This is a genomic window from Paenibacillus sp. J22FR21 (genome assembly GCF_056269135.1).
Map to the genome: position 1 here is coordinate 631,712 of NZ_JBWDNJ010000001.1, position 14,785 is coordinate 646,496.

A 14,785-nucleotide genomic window follows, 5' to 3' on the forward strand; every position below is an offset into this window, starting at 1 on the left:
TCGTAAAACTATTAGGAGGTACGGATACACTTGTCTAAGAAAAACATCCAGGATAAGCTGCTTATTTTCGCACTGGGCGGCGTCGGTGAAATCGGGAAGAACATGTATGTCATTCAATATGGTAATGATATCGTAGTCGTAGATGCAGGTCTTAAATTCCCGGAAGAAGATATGCTCGGAATTGATATCGTAATCCCAGACATTACGTATTTAACGGAGAATCGCGATAAAGTTAGAGGGATTCTGATTACGCATGGTCATGAGGATCACATTGGCGGCTTGCCATATGTATTGAAGCACTTGAATGTGCCGATTTACGGTACGAAATTAACACTGGGCCTAATCGAAGGCAAATTGAAGGAAGCGGGCTTGCTTGGCGAGACCAAACGCATCCTGATCAATGCAGATTCGGAAGTTCAATTGGGATCCATGAAAGCGTCGTTCTTCAGAACGAACCACAGTATTCCGGATTCTGTTGGCGTATGCTTAGATACTCCTGAAGGCACAGTCGTGCATACGGGCGACTTTAAATTCGACCATACTCCCGTAAACAATCAATATGCTGACTTGCAGCGTATGGCGGGAATCGGAGCACGCGGTGTTCTGGCATTGCTTTCGGACAGTACGAATGCTGAACGTGCAGGCTTCACACCATCGGAAAGCAAAATCGGTGTGGAACTTGAAGATATTTTCCGTAAAGCTACACAACGTGTCGTAGTTGCTACATTTGCATCCAACGTTCACCGTATTCAACAAGTGGTGAACGCAGCAATAGCAACGAAGCGCAAAATCGCCGTTGTTGGCCGCAGCATGGTCAATGTCGTGTCGATTGCTTCTGAGCTTGGCTACTTGAACATACCGGAAGGCACAATCATTGAGCCTGAAGAAATCAACAAAATGGCAGCTGACCGCGTTGCAGTCCTATCCACTGGCAGCCAAGGCGAGCCAATGTCCGCTCTTACGCGCATGGCGCGTTCCACACATCGTAAGGTTGATATTATGCCTGGCGATACCGTTATTATTGCTGCAACTCCAATTCCGGGTAACGAGCGTTATGTTGGGCGTACAGTAGACGAGCTGTTCCGTCTCGGAGCTAACGTTATCTATGGAGCTGGATCTGTTTCCGGTGTTCACGTTTCGGGTCATGGCAGCCAAGAAGAATTGAAGCTAATGCTTAATCTCATCAAACCGAAATACTTCATTCCGATTCACGGTGAATACCGTATGCTCCGCCAGCACGCATTGCTAGGCGAATCCGTCGGAATCGAGCGCGAGAATATCTTCGTTATCGACAATGGCGATACTGTAGAGTTCACAGGCGGAGTTGCCCGTAAAGGCAGCAAAGTGCCAGCTGGTAACGTTCTGATTGATGGACTTGGCGTAGGTGATGTAGGTAATATCGTACTCCGCGATCGTAAGCTTCTGTCCCAAGACGGCATTCTGGTTGTCGTAGTAACGCTGAGCAAGCAAGATGGTGCGATTTTGTCCGGTCCGGACATCATCTCCCGCGGCTTTGTTTACGTACGCGAATCCGAAGGCCTGCTCGAGGAAGCTAACCGTATCGTAACTTCAACCTTGCATAAGCTGATGAACGATAAAGTCAATGAGTGGGCATCGCTCAAAACAAATGTGAAAGATGCACTCGGACGTTTCTTGTATGAGCAAACGCGCCGTCGCCCAATGATTCTGCCAATCATCATGGAAGTATAAATTGTCCCACCAATAGGAAACGGTCTCCGAAGAGCGTCATGCTCGAATTCGGAGACCGTTTCTTTTTGCCCATAATTGCATAATTCTACAGGCAGATTCCATACTATGCAGAGCCGACCATAGGCAGTCTAGGTGGAACGTTGAGGAGGACAAGGCATATGTTTGAGGATGAACTAGTTTTTAAATCGGAGCAGCCGGAGCCACCGGCACCTGATCGGAAACCGAGCACTAATCCGGTTGTGGAAACGATTCAGCAGCTCGGTCAGACGGCGACACCGCAAGCGGAGTCCAATATATTTTGTATGACGATTATCGGCCAGGTAGAGGGACATCTCGTATTGCCTCCACAGAACAAGACAACAAAGTATGAGCATCTAATTCCCCAGCTAGTCGCAGCTGAACAAAATTCTAAAATCGAAGGCATCATGATTGTGCTCAATACGGTCGGCGGGGATGTGGAAGCAGGGTTAGCTATAGCTGAAATGATCTCCTCGCTAACGAAACCTACGGTAACACTAGTCCTTGGCGGAGGTCATTCGATCGGGGTACCAATAGCGGTAGCCGGCAATAAATCGTTTATCGCGGAATCCGCAACGATGACCATACATCCGATTCGATTAAACGGACTCGTAATCGGGGTTCCGCAAACCTTCGAATATTTGGACAAAATGCAAGAGCGGGTCGTTCGGTTTGTCACATCCCATTCCAACATAACGGAAGCGAAGTTCAAAGAATTGATGTTCAAGACAGGCGAATTGACCCGGGATATCGGAACGACGGTTATTGGTCCGGACGCGGTGAAGCATGGTTTAATCGATGCGGTTGGGGGCATTGGTCAAGCACTGCGCGATTTGAATATACTGATCGATCAGCGCAAGCAAGGGGCAGCTGCCGGGGCAGGAGGTCTGACACAATGACGATTTATTCAACCATGCCTCTTGAGCTTGTCTATGACGGAATCAACCATCAGCCGGGTCCTTATGTGTCCATCAGAATAGGGGATGTACAGCTGCAAATCGAGTCGGTTACGCCGGGTGTCGGCCGTATCGTACGTTTGCTTGACGGGCCGTTAGATGCGTATTTACGTCCGGAGTTATCGCCGGGAACGTTGATTCCTTTTGGGCATCCATCCTCGTAGAAAGCCCGCCCTTGCTGGATAATAGTAGCACATCCTATGGTCTCCTATGGTATAATGACTACCAGAGGTGACCATTTTGGCGAAGAAAAAGAAGAAGCGCAAGAGCTCAATTGGGACGAGCCTTAAATATGAAGTTTATGGTATTTTACTCATAACCGTATCCGTAATCGCGCTGTCGGGTGAAGCAACGGTTGGCCGTTCCTTGTCCAAATTATTTGGTTTATTGCTGGGTAAGTTTTATTTTGTACTTCCACTTGTCGGCATCTATGTCGGGCTGATCGTCATGATGAAACGCGCCTGGCCTACAGGCTGGTCCACCCGTAAGACGGGCTTTCTGCTCGCAGTGCTTGCTTGTACCTTATGGAGCTCGGTAGCTGTTATGGATCTGAAAACAGAGCCGACCGGCGGTCTGTCAGCTTCTTACATACTCTCTCAACTTGGAAGCGATATCCGCGGGACATTAATGACCTCAGCACAACAGGCTCAGGCGGAAGGTGTCGTTCAGACGGTAAGCGGTGGGTATGCGGGAGCCATTCAATATACGCTGCTTTATTGGCTGTTTGGTTATTTTGGCGCGAAGTTCGTGATGATCGTCATGTTTGCGATCGCAATCATGCTCATGACCAACAAATCCTACGTGGATTTGCTGCGTGCAGGCCGTATCAGAGGCGGACGTTTCTGGTCTTTGCTGCGGATGAAGTTGTTCTCGAAGAGGCAGACGTTGGCAACTGCAGGTGCGAAAGCAGGACCGGTTAAAGGCAATGTCGTTACCTTGGATGACCTGGATGACGATGATGATGAGAATTATGCGCCGGTGCATAGCCCGCGTGCGAAGAAGAGCAGATTCCCGATTTTCTCTTGGTTTAATGAGGTACCGAAGGCCAATGAGGATGCTCATGATTCTGAATGGCAGATGGATGACGGACAGACCACAGATGCTAAAGGTCAAGCGGGTCGGATGCCTTGGCAAGAAGATGAAGACGCGGACGAGCTTGGGTGGCAAGCGAATGTACTGGAGCAGATTGAAGAACGAACAGCGAAATCAAAGGAAGAGCCGCTTCCCGCTTGGGAGCTTCCTTACGATGATGATAAGGATAACGCCGAGGTACTGACTGATTTCCATCCGATTGACAATCCGGCTGAAGTGGATGATGGCTTGCCTGGGGCGGATGATTTCGAGGAAGAGCTGCCGATGGTTGCAGCCATACCGACAAGTCCTGCGATCATGCCTGATGACCCGGATTCAGTGGAAGGCACAGTCAGCGTCGTGAAGCGACCGACGGAGAAACCCTATGTGTTGCCATCGTTTGCGCTCCTGCAGAAGCCAAGCGGGCTTGGCAAAACAGGGGAAACAGCCGACTCCTTGGAATCCAGACGTAAACTGGAAGCCACGCTTGAGAGCTTTGGCGTAAGAGCCAAGGTGCTTGATGTTGTGCGGGGTCCGGCTGTAACTCGGTATGAAGTACAGCCTGCAACCGGCGTTAAGGTTAGCCGAATTGTCGGTCTGACCGATGATATCGCGCTTGCTCTTGCGGCGAAAGACATTCGGATGGAAGCGCCGATTCCGGGCAAATCGGCGATAGGAATCGAAGTGCCGAATACAGAAGTGTCGGTTGTCACGATGCGAGAAGTGATGGAGACACCGTCATTCTTAAATGCCAGCTCGAAGATGTCGATTGCTTTTGGCCGTGATATCTCCGGGCAACCCATTGTCGGTAACCTGGCTAAGATGCCGCATTTGCTCGTAGCGGGTGCTACAGGCTCAGGTAAATCCGTCTGTATCAACGGGATTATTACAAGCATTCTGTACAAGGCGCGCCCTGATGAAGTGAAGCTGCTTATGATCGATCCGAAGATGGTCGAGCTCAACATGTACAATGGGATTCCTCATTTGCTTGCACCGGTTGTTACGGATCCGAGACGCGCTTCATTAGCATTGAAGAAGATCGTCGTTGAAATGGAGAAACGCTATGAGTTGTTCTCCAAGTCAGGCACGCGTAATATTGAAGGTTACAATACGCTTATGGCGGAGAATCCGGCAGCGGTACTCCCTTATATCGTTGTTATCGTGGATGAGCTGGCAGATTTGATGATGGTTGCCGCTAACGATGTCGAGGATGCGATTTGTCGTCTTGCTCAGATGGCGCGTGCTTCGGGGATCCATCTGATTATTGCCACGCAGCGTCCGTCCGTTGACGTTATTACAGGTGTTATCAAGGCGAATATTCCTTCACGTATTGCTTTCGGTGTTTCATCGCAGGTCGATTCACGTACCATTCTGGATATGGTCGGCGCGGAGAAATTGCTCGGTCGAGGCGATATGTTGTTCCTGCCTGTTGGTATGTCCAAGCCAATTCGGGTGCAAGGTGCATTCCTCTCCGATCATGAGGTAGAAGCTGTTGTAGCTTATGCACGCGGTCAAGGTGAAGCCGAATACAAAGAAGATTTGGTGCCGGAGATCGATGATACCGTCTCCGAGAATGAAGAGATTCTGGACGAACTGTACGATCAAGCGGTAAGGATCGTGCTGGAAGCGAAGCAGGCGTCGGTTTCCCTGCTCCAGAGACGGATGCGTATTGGTTATACACGTGCTGCCAGGCTGATTGACCAGATGGAAGCGCGTAGTATTGTAGGACCTTACGAAGGCAGCAAACCACGTGAAGTGCTGCTCACAATGGATCAATACGACGCAGGAAAGATTAGCTCTTAAGGCAAATTCATGCATAATCGTATCCTTGATTTCTCATACTAGGAATATGCTTCGCTTGCTTTGCGAATCCATTTGCAAGAGAAAGGCAGATTCTAAAGATGAGAAATCGTTTAATTACGGTGACCATCGTCATCGTCCTTCTGTTGTTCGGCGCCTTCACATTGAAGCATGCCTCGTTCGGTAAAACAACCGAAACGTTCAGCAGCGCTACACTCAAAGTCGGGTCATCAGGAAAAGACGTCACAGAGCTGCAAGGCCGGTTGAAAGCACTTGGCTACTTCGGCGGCAAAGTTGACGGAGTTTTCGGGGCCAACACGAAAAAAGCAGTCACATGGTTTCAATGGAAGTTCGGCCTCAAATCCGATGGGGTTGTCGGGGCAAAGACGAAATTGAAGCTGTGGGAAGCAACGAAGAATTGGAAACCGTCTGCAGCAGATACGAGCAGCGGCGGGAGCAGTGGCAGTGGGTCAAGCGGTAATCAGAACACTTCGGGATCAGATGTAAACAAGTCCAACAACCTTGGTTTGTCTGCGAATGATCTTAAGCTGATGGCCAATGCCGTGTATGGTGAATCCCGCGGAGAGCCATTTATCGGACAGGTAGCTGTGGCAGCCGTTATTTTGAATCGAGTGAAGTCACCGAGCTTCCCGAACACGGTTTCCGGTGTTATTTTCCAGCCGGGGGCTTTCACGGCAGTGGCCGATGGACAAATTTGGTTGACACCAAATGAGAACGCGAAGAAAGCGGTTCAGGATGCCATCAACGGTTTAGATCCTACCGGCGGTTGCCTCTATTACTTCAATCCGGTGACTGCAACATCCAAATGGATATGGTCACGTCCACAGGTGAAAACGATCGGAAAACATATTTTCTGTATGTAGTAATTTGAGGAGCAGCCTGCTGATCGACGCGGGTTGCTTCTTCCATTTCCGATCGGGTAGAATGGAATAGATCCTAGGAAATTGGAATAGATTGACTTTATAAACTTGAGCGGAAGGGGGTCGTGTTGCGTGAGCAACTCTCCATTTCAACGAGGACAGCTGAATCGAATTCGCTTGCATGTTCTGCCCACACAGCGCTTCAAAACATTTTCTATTTCCTTGTACTGTGGTCTCCCGCTGACAGAAGAGACCGTTACTCCGGTAGCGCTAATACCATTTGTGCTGCGCCGGGGAACGGCATCCACGCCGGAGACAATTGAGTTCCGCGAACGTCTTGATGACTTGTATGGTGCAGGCTTCGGCTTCGACGTATACAAACGCGGTGATGCTCAAATTATCCAGTTCAGAATGGACGTTATTAACGACCGGTTCGTTTCGTCCGAGCAGCCGTTGCTTGGCGAATCTTTGAAACTGTTAGGTGAGGTCCTTACCGAGCCGACATTAGAGAACGGGCATCTTCGCGCCAAATACGTAGAAGCTGAGAAAGAAACGCTGCGTAAGCGTCTTGATGCGATCATTAACGACAAAATTCGTTATGCAGCGGAGCGTTGCTTAGAGGTCATGTGCGAGGATGAGCCCTATCGGCTTCACCCGCTCGGCAAACTCGAAGACATTGCGAGTCTGACACCGGAGTCCGTTACAGCGGCTTATCGAGGGTGGCTGTCCAATGCTGCATTTGATTTGTATGTAGTCGGGGACACTTCACTGGAAGAAGTGAAAGCGCTCGTAGCGGAGGCGTTCCATCATAATGAGGGAGCACCGGCCGATTATAAGCTGCCGGAGATTCGCAAGCCGATTAGTCAGGTTCAGACGGTAGTCGAACAAATGGACGTCAATCAAGGGAAGCTGAACCTCGGCCTTCGGATTAACACGGCTTATGGCGATGATGATTATCCGGCAGCTCTGCTGTATAACGGTATTCTGGGCGGCTACCCGCATTCCAAGCTATTCCTTAACGTACGTGAGAAAGCCAGTTTAGCTTATTATGCTTCCTCTCGCTTAGACGGGCATAAAGGCATTTGCACGATCCAATCCGGCATTGAAATCGCCAATTACGATAAGGCGACTACGATTATTAAAGAGCAGTTAGAAAGTATGCGAAGCGGCAGCTACAGTGATCTGGAAATGAATCAGACGAAAGCGATGATCGCCAATCATCTGCGGGAGCTTCAAGATTCCGCTAATGAAATGATCGGCTTCGATTTCAATGCTATTCTATCCAAGCGCGAGCGTTCCGCTGCGCAGCTCCTAGAGCAAGTACAGTCCGTTACTGCTGAGCAGATTGCGGCTATCGCACACAAAACCGAGCTCGATACGATCTATTTCCTGCGTGACAGGAAGGAGGGCTAAGCCTATGGAAACGTTAGCTTACCCAGGCGTTCAAGAAACGCTGTACCGTGAAATTTTACCGAATGGTTTGGAAGTAGTTGTTCTGCCCAAGGAAGGGTTCAGCAAGACCTATGCGACATTCTCCACTCGATACGGATCGATTGATAATCGGTTTGCCGTAGGCGATCAAGCACCGATTTCAGTTCCGGACGGCATCGCTCATTTCTTGGAGCACAAGATGTTTGAAGAGCCGACAGGTGATATTTTCGCAACCTTTGCATCGCAAGGTGCATCGGCCAACGCATATACCAGCTTCGACCGCACCGTTTATCTCTTCTCGGCTACGGAGCAAATCGATGCGAACCTGGAAACCTTGCTTAACTTTGTGCAAAATCCTTACTTCACCGACGAGAACGTCGAGAAGGAGAAAGGGATCATCGAGCAGGAAATCAATATGTATCGCGACAATGCGGATTGGCGTGTTTATTTCGGGCTGATCGATGCGCTATATCACAAGCATCCGATACATATCGACATTGCAGGTACGGTCGATTCGATCCGTCAGATTACCAAAGAAACGCTGTACAGCTGCTATGAAACCTTTTACCACCCATCCAACATGTTTCTGTTTGTTGTGGGAGGCGTGCAGGCGGAAGCGGTTATGAAGCTCGTTCGGGAGAATCAGGCGCGCAAAACCTTCGAGCCGCAAGGCCCGATCTCCAGATTTTTCGATCCGGAGCCGGATACAGTGAAAATTCCGCGTAAAACAGCAGCTTTACCTGTTTCTATGCCGAAGTGCATGATTGGCTTTAAAGAGGATCGCGGTGCTTTGAAGCCGGAGGAGCTGCTTCGCACGGAACTTGCAACAAAGTTGATGTTAGAAGCGTTATTAGGTTCAAGCGCACCTATTTATCATGCTTTATATGATGATAATCTCATATCGGATTCTTTCGGGCATGAGTTCAACAGCAGTGAGGATTATGCTTTCTCCGTTATTGGCGGCGAAACGCGCGATCCGGATGAGCTTATTCGCCGGCTCCGTGCTGCTATAGATGAAGCACAATCAACGGGTCTTAACGAGGAGACATTCGAGCGGACCAAACGCAAAAAAATCGGCGGCTACCTTCGTATGCTGAACTCCCCTGAAGCAATCGCCGGTGAATTTACACGCTATCGTTTCCGTGGCGCAGATCTGTTCAAGATGCTGCCCGTCTATGAAAGCATTACGCTCGAAGAAGCAAATGAGCGGCTGCGTAATCATTTTGACTGGAATCGAATGGCTGTATCCATCGTAGCGAAAGAATCCGTTTGAAAACATTAAAAGAAATGACGGTGCTCGTGACCGGGGGAAGCCGTGGGATCGGAGCGGCCATTGCGCGCCGCTTCGCCGCGGAGAACATGAACGTCGTCATTCATTATAATCAAGCGCACGAAGCGGCCAACGAGACGGCTCGCAGCTGTATGCGGCTCGGTGCTGCGAATGTGTTGACCGTCACGGCGGATATTCGTTCGAAGGAACAACTTATTCGCATGCGCGAGAAGCTGGAGTCTCGCGGCATGATGCCGGATATCGTCGTTAACAATGCCGGTATTGCCCATTACAGTATGTTAAATGATGTTACGGAAGAAGCTTGGGATGAAGTCATGAACGTGAATTTAAAAGGTATGTTTCTCTGTACGCAGCTCTTTATGCCCGCGATGATTTCCCAGCGATTCGGTCGTATTATTAACGTCTCGTCCATATGGGGGATGTCAGGTGCCTCCTGCGAGGTGCTGTATTCAACCAGTAAAGGCGGCATGAATGCCTTCACGAAAGCATTAGCCAAGGAATTGGCGCCGTCAGGAGTTACTGTTAATGCAGTAGCGCCCGGGGCTGTCGATACCGTGATGCTGGACAACCTCAATGCAGAAGAGAAGTCGGCATTGGAGTCTGAAATTCCCGTTGGCCGTTTTGCGCAGCCTGAGGAGATCGCATCGCTAGTTTATTTCTTGGCGTTGCCGGAGTCCGCGTACATTACAGGTCAAATCATTAGTCCAAACGGCGGATGGCTGACTTGATGTTCAAATCCGAATAAGATTGATCCTTTGCGTGTACAATACGGTTGTTGCCGTATAACGGCTAACATGCGAAGGAGGAACAGAAACAATGTCAACTGTCCTTTCTAATTTCGAAACATGGAAGCATTTCTTGAGCGATCGCGTGGATCAGGCCAAGGGAATGGGATTGAACGAAGACACCATCGCAAATCTTGCCTATGAGATCGGCTCCTTCCTTGGAGAAAAGGTCGATCCCAAAAACGAGCAGGAACGCGCAATCAAGGAACTTTGGGATGTCGGCGACGAACAGGAACGAAAAACGATTGCTGGCCTAATGGTCAAGCTTGTACAAAGCTCGTAAACCTTCCACGAGAAAAGCCTCCCGAAACGGAGGCTTTTCTGTAATGTTTGCCTGAGGTTGCAGGATATTGACGAATATTGTAGAATAATCTTTTATCACACATGAATTATTACCTTATTACCTATTCCTCCACAAACACGAGGTGTCATAATGGAATTTAAACAATGGTACATGGAATACAGAATACATAAGAACCGCCCGGGCTTGCTTGGCGATATCGCTTCTTTGCTCGGTATGCTGGAAGTTAACATTCTTACGATTAATGGTGTAGAGAACCGCACACGCGGCATGCTGCTGCAAACGAATGACGACGAGAAGATCGAAATTCTCGGACGTATGCTTCAGAAAGTTGACAACATTACGGTACTTAAGCTGCGTGAACCAAAACTCGTAGACATATTGGCCGTACGTCATGGCCGCTATATTGAACGTGATTCTGACGATCGCAAAACATTCCGATTTACGCGGGACGAGCTTGGGATGCTGGTTGATTTCCTTGGAGAAGTGTTTAAACGAGAAGGTAACCAATTAATAGGATTGCGTGGAATGCCGCGCGTCGGTAAGACGGAATCCATTATTGCGGGCAGCGTTTGCTCCAATAAGCGCTGGACATTCGTTTCTTCTACGCTGCTTAGACAAACGGTGCGCAGCCAGCTGTCGGAAGAGGAAATGACCCCGAACAATATTTTTATTATTGACGGGATTGTCAGCACAATTCGCTCGAATGAGAAACATCATGCGCTTTTACAAGAAATTATGGCAATGCCATCGACGAAAGTTATCGAGCATCCGGATATTTTCGTGAAAGAATCGGCGTATGAATATAGTGATTTTGATTATATTATCGAATTGCGAAATACACCCGACGAGGAAATTTCTTACGAATCGTTTACGATGGGCTTTAACGATTTTTGATGAAATGAGGAGGTGTGGTCATGTCGGATTTGGGTGCCTTGCTTCAGAAGGCGAGGGAACAGCGAAGGCTGTCCCTGGATGACATCCAGGAATTGACGAAAATTCGTAAACGCTATCTTGAAGCGATTGAGGAAGGCAATTATAGCGTGCTTCCCGGTTCATTCTATGTGCGTGCGTTTGTGAAGAACTATGCGGAAGCAGTTGGGCTTGATGCTGACGAGGTTCTTCGGTTGTACAACAAGGAAATACCCTCTAACGTTCCGGAGCAAGTGGTGGAGCCGATCCAACGACCACGCCGCTCTCAAACGCAAGCCAATGATCGATGGGGCAAATGGGGATTCCGTACGCTGATGTGGTCGTTTCTGCTCTTGATTATCGTAGTTGTTTATATTTATGCGATCAAGCAGCCGAACAAAGATAATGTGGATACGACAGATCAGACGAAGATGACGGACCAGACGAAAGCGCCGGAGACCAATCCGGATAAGGATACGGTCAAGAATAATGATAATGCTTCCACGAACGAATCTACCGGAGGCAAAGATGAAGTTCCTGTTACGCCGCCGCCAACAGAGGAGAAGCCCGTGGAGGAGCCTGTTGTGCCAGCTACAACGCTGACACTTGATCGTTCTTCCGGTTCGACGGATTATTACAAGGTTGCCCCTGCCGGCGCGCACAAGATCGTGTTTAATGCGACAGGCCGTGCTTGGATCGGGGTTAAAGAGAAGAACAAAAGCGGGAAATATATTTTGCAGCATCAATTCAATAAGACCGGCGAAACCATTGAGCTTGATATAAACGGCCCCGCCTATATCAATGTCGGACGTGCGGATTTAGTTGAAGTGACCCTAGACGGCGTTGCGATGGATGACGGAAATGCAGCAAATCCACATCGTATGCAGCTCGATATGGTTGAAGCAGATGCAACAGATGCAGCTAATAAGACTGCTGAGTAGCGCACAGAGGCATTCACCCCGGGAATAGCCGGGATGAATGCCTTTTCTTGCGCAGTAAGATGCGTTATAATACTTGTCAATGAAAAAGTAAAGGAGCTGCAATGGAAGATGGCTGAGAATTCATTTGATATCGTATCGAAAGTCGATATGCAAGAGCTGAACAATGCAATTACACAAGCGGAGCGGGAGATTGAAACGCGTTTCGACTTCAAGAACAGCAAGAGCAGCATTGCAATCGAGAAAGAAGATATCGTCGTTGTATCGGATGACGAGTACAAATTGGCAAGCGTCATTGATATTTTGCAATCCAAAATGATCAAACGCGGTGTTCCCATCAAGAACATGGAATTTGGCAAATTGGAGCCTGCTTCGGCAGGAACGGTTAGACAGAAGATTAAACTGAAACAGGGCATCGAGCAGGATATTTCTAAAAAAATTAATATTCTGATTCGTGATTCCAAGCTGAAAGTGAAAAGCCAAATTCAAGGTGATTCCATTCGCGTAACCGGTAAGAGCCTTGATGATTTGCAAGCGGTCATGGCGTTGCTGCGCGGCGCAGATCTTCAAATTGATCTGCAATTTACGAACTACCGCTAAGCGATTTACGTACATAAGAAGAGTCCCGGTCCGCAGGCAAAGTCGCGGTGGCTGGGACTTTTTCGTATTTTGACACTGTATATGCCTTGTATTATACTTGTTAGGATAGCTTTACGGAGGGGTTTGGGGGATACAAAATGACAGAACGAGTGAAAGTCGTAACATTGGGCTGCGAGAAGAATTTGGTCGATTCGGAGATTATGTCCGGTCTAATCGATCAACGCGGCTACCAATTGGTGGATCAAGCAGATGATGCCACCGTTATTATCGTGAATACGTGCGGATTTATTGATGCGGCTAAGGAAGAGTCCGTCAATACAATTCTAGACATGGCGGAATTCAAGCAAACAGGCCGGCTTAAGGCGCTTATCGTCTCCGGTTGTTTGACGCAGCGCTATAAGAAGCAGTTGATGGAAGAAATGCCGGAGATCGACGGTATCGTCGGTACAGGCGATTTCCATCAGATTACGGATATTGTCGAAGAAGCGCTTCGCGGTAAACGTCCGGTTAAAGTCGGAAATCCGGCCTTTGACTATGATCAGAAGCTCCCGCGTCTAGTGACAACGCCGCGTTACACAGCTTATGTCAAGATCGCCGAAGGCTGTGACAACGCTTGTACATTCTGTTCGATTCCGATCATGCGCGGTAAATTCCGCAGTCGTTCGATGGAATCCATCGTGGCTGAAGTGGAGATGCTGGCTAAGCAAGGTGTGAAGGAAGTCAGCTTGATTGCACAGGATTCGACGAATTACGGTACGGATCTGTACGATAAGTTTATGCTTCCGGAATTGCTGAATCGTGTGAGCGAAGTGGAAGGCATTGCATGGGTGCGTCTGCATTATGCATATCCGGGCTTCTTTACGGACGAATTGATTGATACCATCGCCGCAAATCCGAAAGTGTGCAACTATATTGATATGCCGCTTCAGCATAGTGAAGATTCCATTCTGAAGAGAATGCGCCGCCCGGGACGTCAAACGGATACTCGTGCATTAGTACAGCGTATTCGTGCCCGCATTCCGGATGTAGCGCTTCGGACTTCCATTATTGTTGGGTTCCCAGGTGAAACCAACGAGGATTTCGAGCGGCTGTGTGACTTCGTACGCGAGATGAAATTCGATCGTTTAGGTGTGTTTACGTACTCGGCGGAAGAAGATACGCCAGCGGTTCGCTTGCCGGATGCTGTTCCTGATGACGTGAAAGAGTGGCGCTCCAATACACTCATGGAAATTCAGCGTGAAGTATCCAAAGAGCTTAGCGGCAAACATGTCGGCAAAGAGATCGACGTGCTGGTAGAACGCTATGACGGCCGCAGTGATGTATACGTTGGTCGCTCGGAATACGATGCACCTGAAATTGACGGTGAAGTGTTTATCTCGAAATGTAAAGCCGCAATCGGCGAAATTCAAAGGGTGCGCATCACGCACGCTTACGAGTTTGATATGTCCGGGGAGGGGCTCTCGTGAATTTAGCCAACCGCATTACGCTTGTCCGCATCTTTTTGGTGCCCATAATTATGGTGCTGCTGCTGATCAACGTTGATCTGAAGCCGCTCACCTACGATGATTTTTCCATTACATGGAACCAGATTTTGGCCGCGCTAGTCTTTATCGTTGCAGCGAGCACGGATGGACTTGACGGCTATATTGCACGCAAGAACAAAATCGTCACTAATTTGGGCAAGCTGTTAGATCCGCTGGCAGACAAGCTGTTAGTTGCGGCGGTGCTTATTTCGCTTGTTGAAATGGCTAAGCTTGATGCATGGATCGCGATCGTCATCATCAGTCGTGAGTTTGCAGTGACCGGCCTTCGCCAGATTGCATTACTTGAAGGCTCTGTTCTGGCTGCCAGCACGTGGGGCAAATGGAAGACAGCCATACAAATTACGATGATTATCGCGTTATTGCTTAACAATTTCCCGTTTGCATTTCTGGATTTTCCGTTCGATTTGATTTCTAGCTATGCAGCGGCACTCATCACGGTTTACTCCGGTATCGATTATTTTGTCAAAAATAAAAATCTCATTCCGGTAGCATAAACCGGCATTAAAGCATTAAACATGTAGCATCACTCCTTCTGTTCGTCAGGAAG

At 48.7% G+C, this 14,785-nt stretch carries 14 protein-coding genes; all 14 read left to right on the top strand.

Annotation, left to right across the window (positions count from 1 at the left end):
* The first annotated feature begins 30 nt into the window (after window positions 1-30).
* The 14 genes from AC0YNS_RS03215 to pgsA all read left to right on the top strand — a co-directional run bounded on the left by AC0YNS_RS03215 (window position 31) and on the right by pgsA (window position 14,732).
* The gene (locus tag AC0YNS_RS03215; RefSeq protein WP_475779582.1) at window positions 31-1,710 is read left to right on the top strand and encodes a ribonuclease J; all 1,680 of its coding nucleotides are present in this window, start codon (window positions 31-33) and stop codon (window positions 1,708-1,710) included.
* 158 nt (window positions 1,711-1,868) lie between these two features.
* A complete protein-coding gene (locus AC0YNS_RS03220) occupies window positions 1,869-2,627 on the top strand; it encodes a ClpP family protease (RefSeq protein ID WP_475779583.1) in 759 nt (252 codons plus the stop codon).
* Window positions 2,624-2,848: a YlzJ-like family protein gene (locus tag AC0YNS_RS03225; protein WP_090976425.1), complete on the top strand. Its 225-nt coding sequence runs from the start codon at window positions 2,624-2,626 to the stop codon at window positions 2,846-2,848. Before AC0YNS_RS03220 ends, AC0YNS_RS03225 begins: the two co-directional genes overlap by 4 nt.
* Before the next feature lie 76 nt (window positions 2,849-2,924).
* Window positions 2,925-5,558, top strand: a complete 2,634-nt coding sequence (locus AC0YNS_RS03230) for an FtsK/SpoIIIE family DNA translocase (protein WP_475779584.1) — start codon at window positions 2,925-2,927, stop codon at window positions 5,556-5,558.
* Window positions 5,559-5,656: 98 nt separating this feature from the next.
* On the top strand, window positions 5,657-6,439 hold the full coding sequence (gene sleB / locus AC0YNS_RS03235; protein WP_475779585.1) for a spore cortex-lytic enzyme: 783 nt from the start codon (window positions 5,657-5,659) through the stop codon (window positions 6,437-6,439).
* Between the two features lie 129 nt (window positions 6,440-6,568).
* Window positions 6,569-7,849 carry an EF-P 5-aminopentanol modification-associated protein YfmF gene (gene yfmF / locus AC0YNS_RS03240; protein ID WP_475779586.1) on the top strand — a complete coding sequence of 427 codons (1,281 nt, stop codon included), beginning with the start codon at window positions 6,569-6,571 and terminating at the stop codon, window positions 7,847-7,849.
* A 4-nt stretch (window positions 7,850-7,853) separates the two neighbouring features.
* Entirely contained in the window at window positions 7,854-9,140 is a 1,287-nt protein-coding gene (gene yfmH, locus AC0YNS_RS03245; protein ID WP_475779587.1) for an EF-P 5-aminopentanol modification-associated protein YfmH, read from the top strand.
* Window positions 9,141-9,154: 14 nt separating this feature from the next.
* Window positions 9,155-9,886 carry an elongation factor P 5-aminopentanone reductase gene (ymfI, locus tag AC0YNS_RS03250; protein WP_475780094.1) on the top strand — a complete coding sequence of 244 codons (732 nt, stop codon included), beginning with the start codon at window positions 9,155-9,157 and terminating at the stop codon, window positions 9,884-9,886.
* Window positions 9,887-9,974: 88 nt separating this feature from the next.
* Window positions 9,975-10,226 carry a DUF3243 family protein gene (locus tag AC0YNS_RS03255; protein WP_475779588.1) on the top strand — a complete coding sequence of 84 codons (252 nt, stop codon included), beginning with the start codon at window positions 9,975-9,977 and terminating at the stop codon, window positions 10,224-10,226.
* 150 nt (window positions 10,227-10,376) lie between these two features.
* Window positions 10,377-11,141, top strand: a complete 765-nt coding sequence (locus AC0YNS_RS03260; protein ID WP_090976411.1) for a DUF3388 domain-containing protein — start codon at window positions 10,377-10,379, stop codon at window positions 11,139-11,141.
* Window positions 11,142-11,161: 20 nt separating this feature from the next.
* On the top strand, window positions 11,162-12,097 hold the full coding sequence (locus AC0YNS_RS03265) for a RodZ domain-containing protein (RefSeq protein ID WP_475779589.1): 936 nt from the start codon (window positions 11,162-11,164) through the stop codon (window positions 12,095-12,097).
* Window positions 12,098-12,205: 108 nt separating this feature from the next.
* Window positions 12,206-12,694, top strand: coding sequence for a YajQ family cyclic di-GMP-binding protein (locus tag AC0YNS_RS03270; RefSeq protein ID WP_090976407.1), 489 nt, complete (start codon window positions 12,206-12,208; stop codon window positions 12,692-12,694).
* Window positions 12,695-12,831: 137 nt separating this feature from the next.
* The gene (gene rimO, locus AC0YNS_RS03275; protein ID WP_475779590.1) at window positions 12,832-14,160 is read left to right on the top strand and encodes a 30S ribosomal protein S12 methylthiotransferase RimO; all 1,329 of its coding nucleotides are present in this window, start codon (window positions 12,832-12,834) and stop codon (window positions 14,158-14,160) included.
* Entirely contained in the window at window positions 14,157-14,732 is a 576-nt protein-coding gene (gene pgsA / locus AC0YNS_RS03280) for a CDP-diacylglycerol--glycerol-3-phosphate 3-phosphatidyltransferase (RefSeq protein WP_090976403.1), read from the top strand. The genes rimO and pgsA overlap by 4 nt, the downstream gene beginning before the upstream one ends.
* Window positions 14,733-14,785 lie beyond the last annotated feature (53 nt).

Excerpts from the sequence above, each read along its gene's own strand:
- AC0YNS_RS03220 (WP_475779583.1), top strand. The coding sequence starts at position 1,869 with ATGTTTGAGGATGAACTAGTTTTTAAATCGGAGCAGCCGGAGCCACCG.
- AC0YNS_RS03225 (WP_090976425.1), top strand. The coding sequence starts at position 2,624 with ATGACGATTTATTCAACCATGCCTCTTGAGCTTGTCTATGACGGAATC.
- sleB (WP_475779585.1), top strand. The coding sequence starts at position 5,657 with ATGAGAAATCGTTTAATTACGGTGACCATCGTCATCGTCCTTCTGTTG.
- yfmH (WP_475779587.1), top strand. The coding sequence starts at position 7,854 with ATGGAAACGTTAGCTTACCCAGGCGTTCAAGAAACGCTGTACCGTGAA.
- ymfI (WP_475780094.1), top strand. The coding sequence starts at position 9,155 with ATGACGGTGCTCGTGACCGGGGGAAGCCGTGGGATCGGAGCGGCCATT.
- AC0YNS_RS03255 (WP_475779588.1), top strand. The coding sequence starts at position 9,975 with ATGTCAACTGTCCTTTCTAATTTCGAAACATGGAAGCATTTCTTGAGC.
- AC0YNS_RS03260 (WP_090976411.1), top strand. The coding sequence starts at position 10,377 with ATGGAATTTAAACAATGGTACATGGAATACAGAATACATAAGAACCGC.
- AC0YNS_RS03265 (WP_475779589.1), top strand. The coding sequence starts at position 11,162 with ATGTCGGATTTGGGTGCCTTGCTTCAGAAGGCGAGGGAACAGCGAAGG.
- AC0YNS_RS03270 (WP_090976407.1), top strand. The coding sequence starts at position 12,206 with ATGGCTGAGAATTCATTTGATATCGTATCGAAAGTCGATATGCAAGAG.
- rimO (WP_475779590.1), top strand. The coding sequence starts at position 12,832 with ATGACAGAACGAGTGAAAGTCGTAACATTGGGCTGCGAGAAGAATTTG.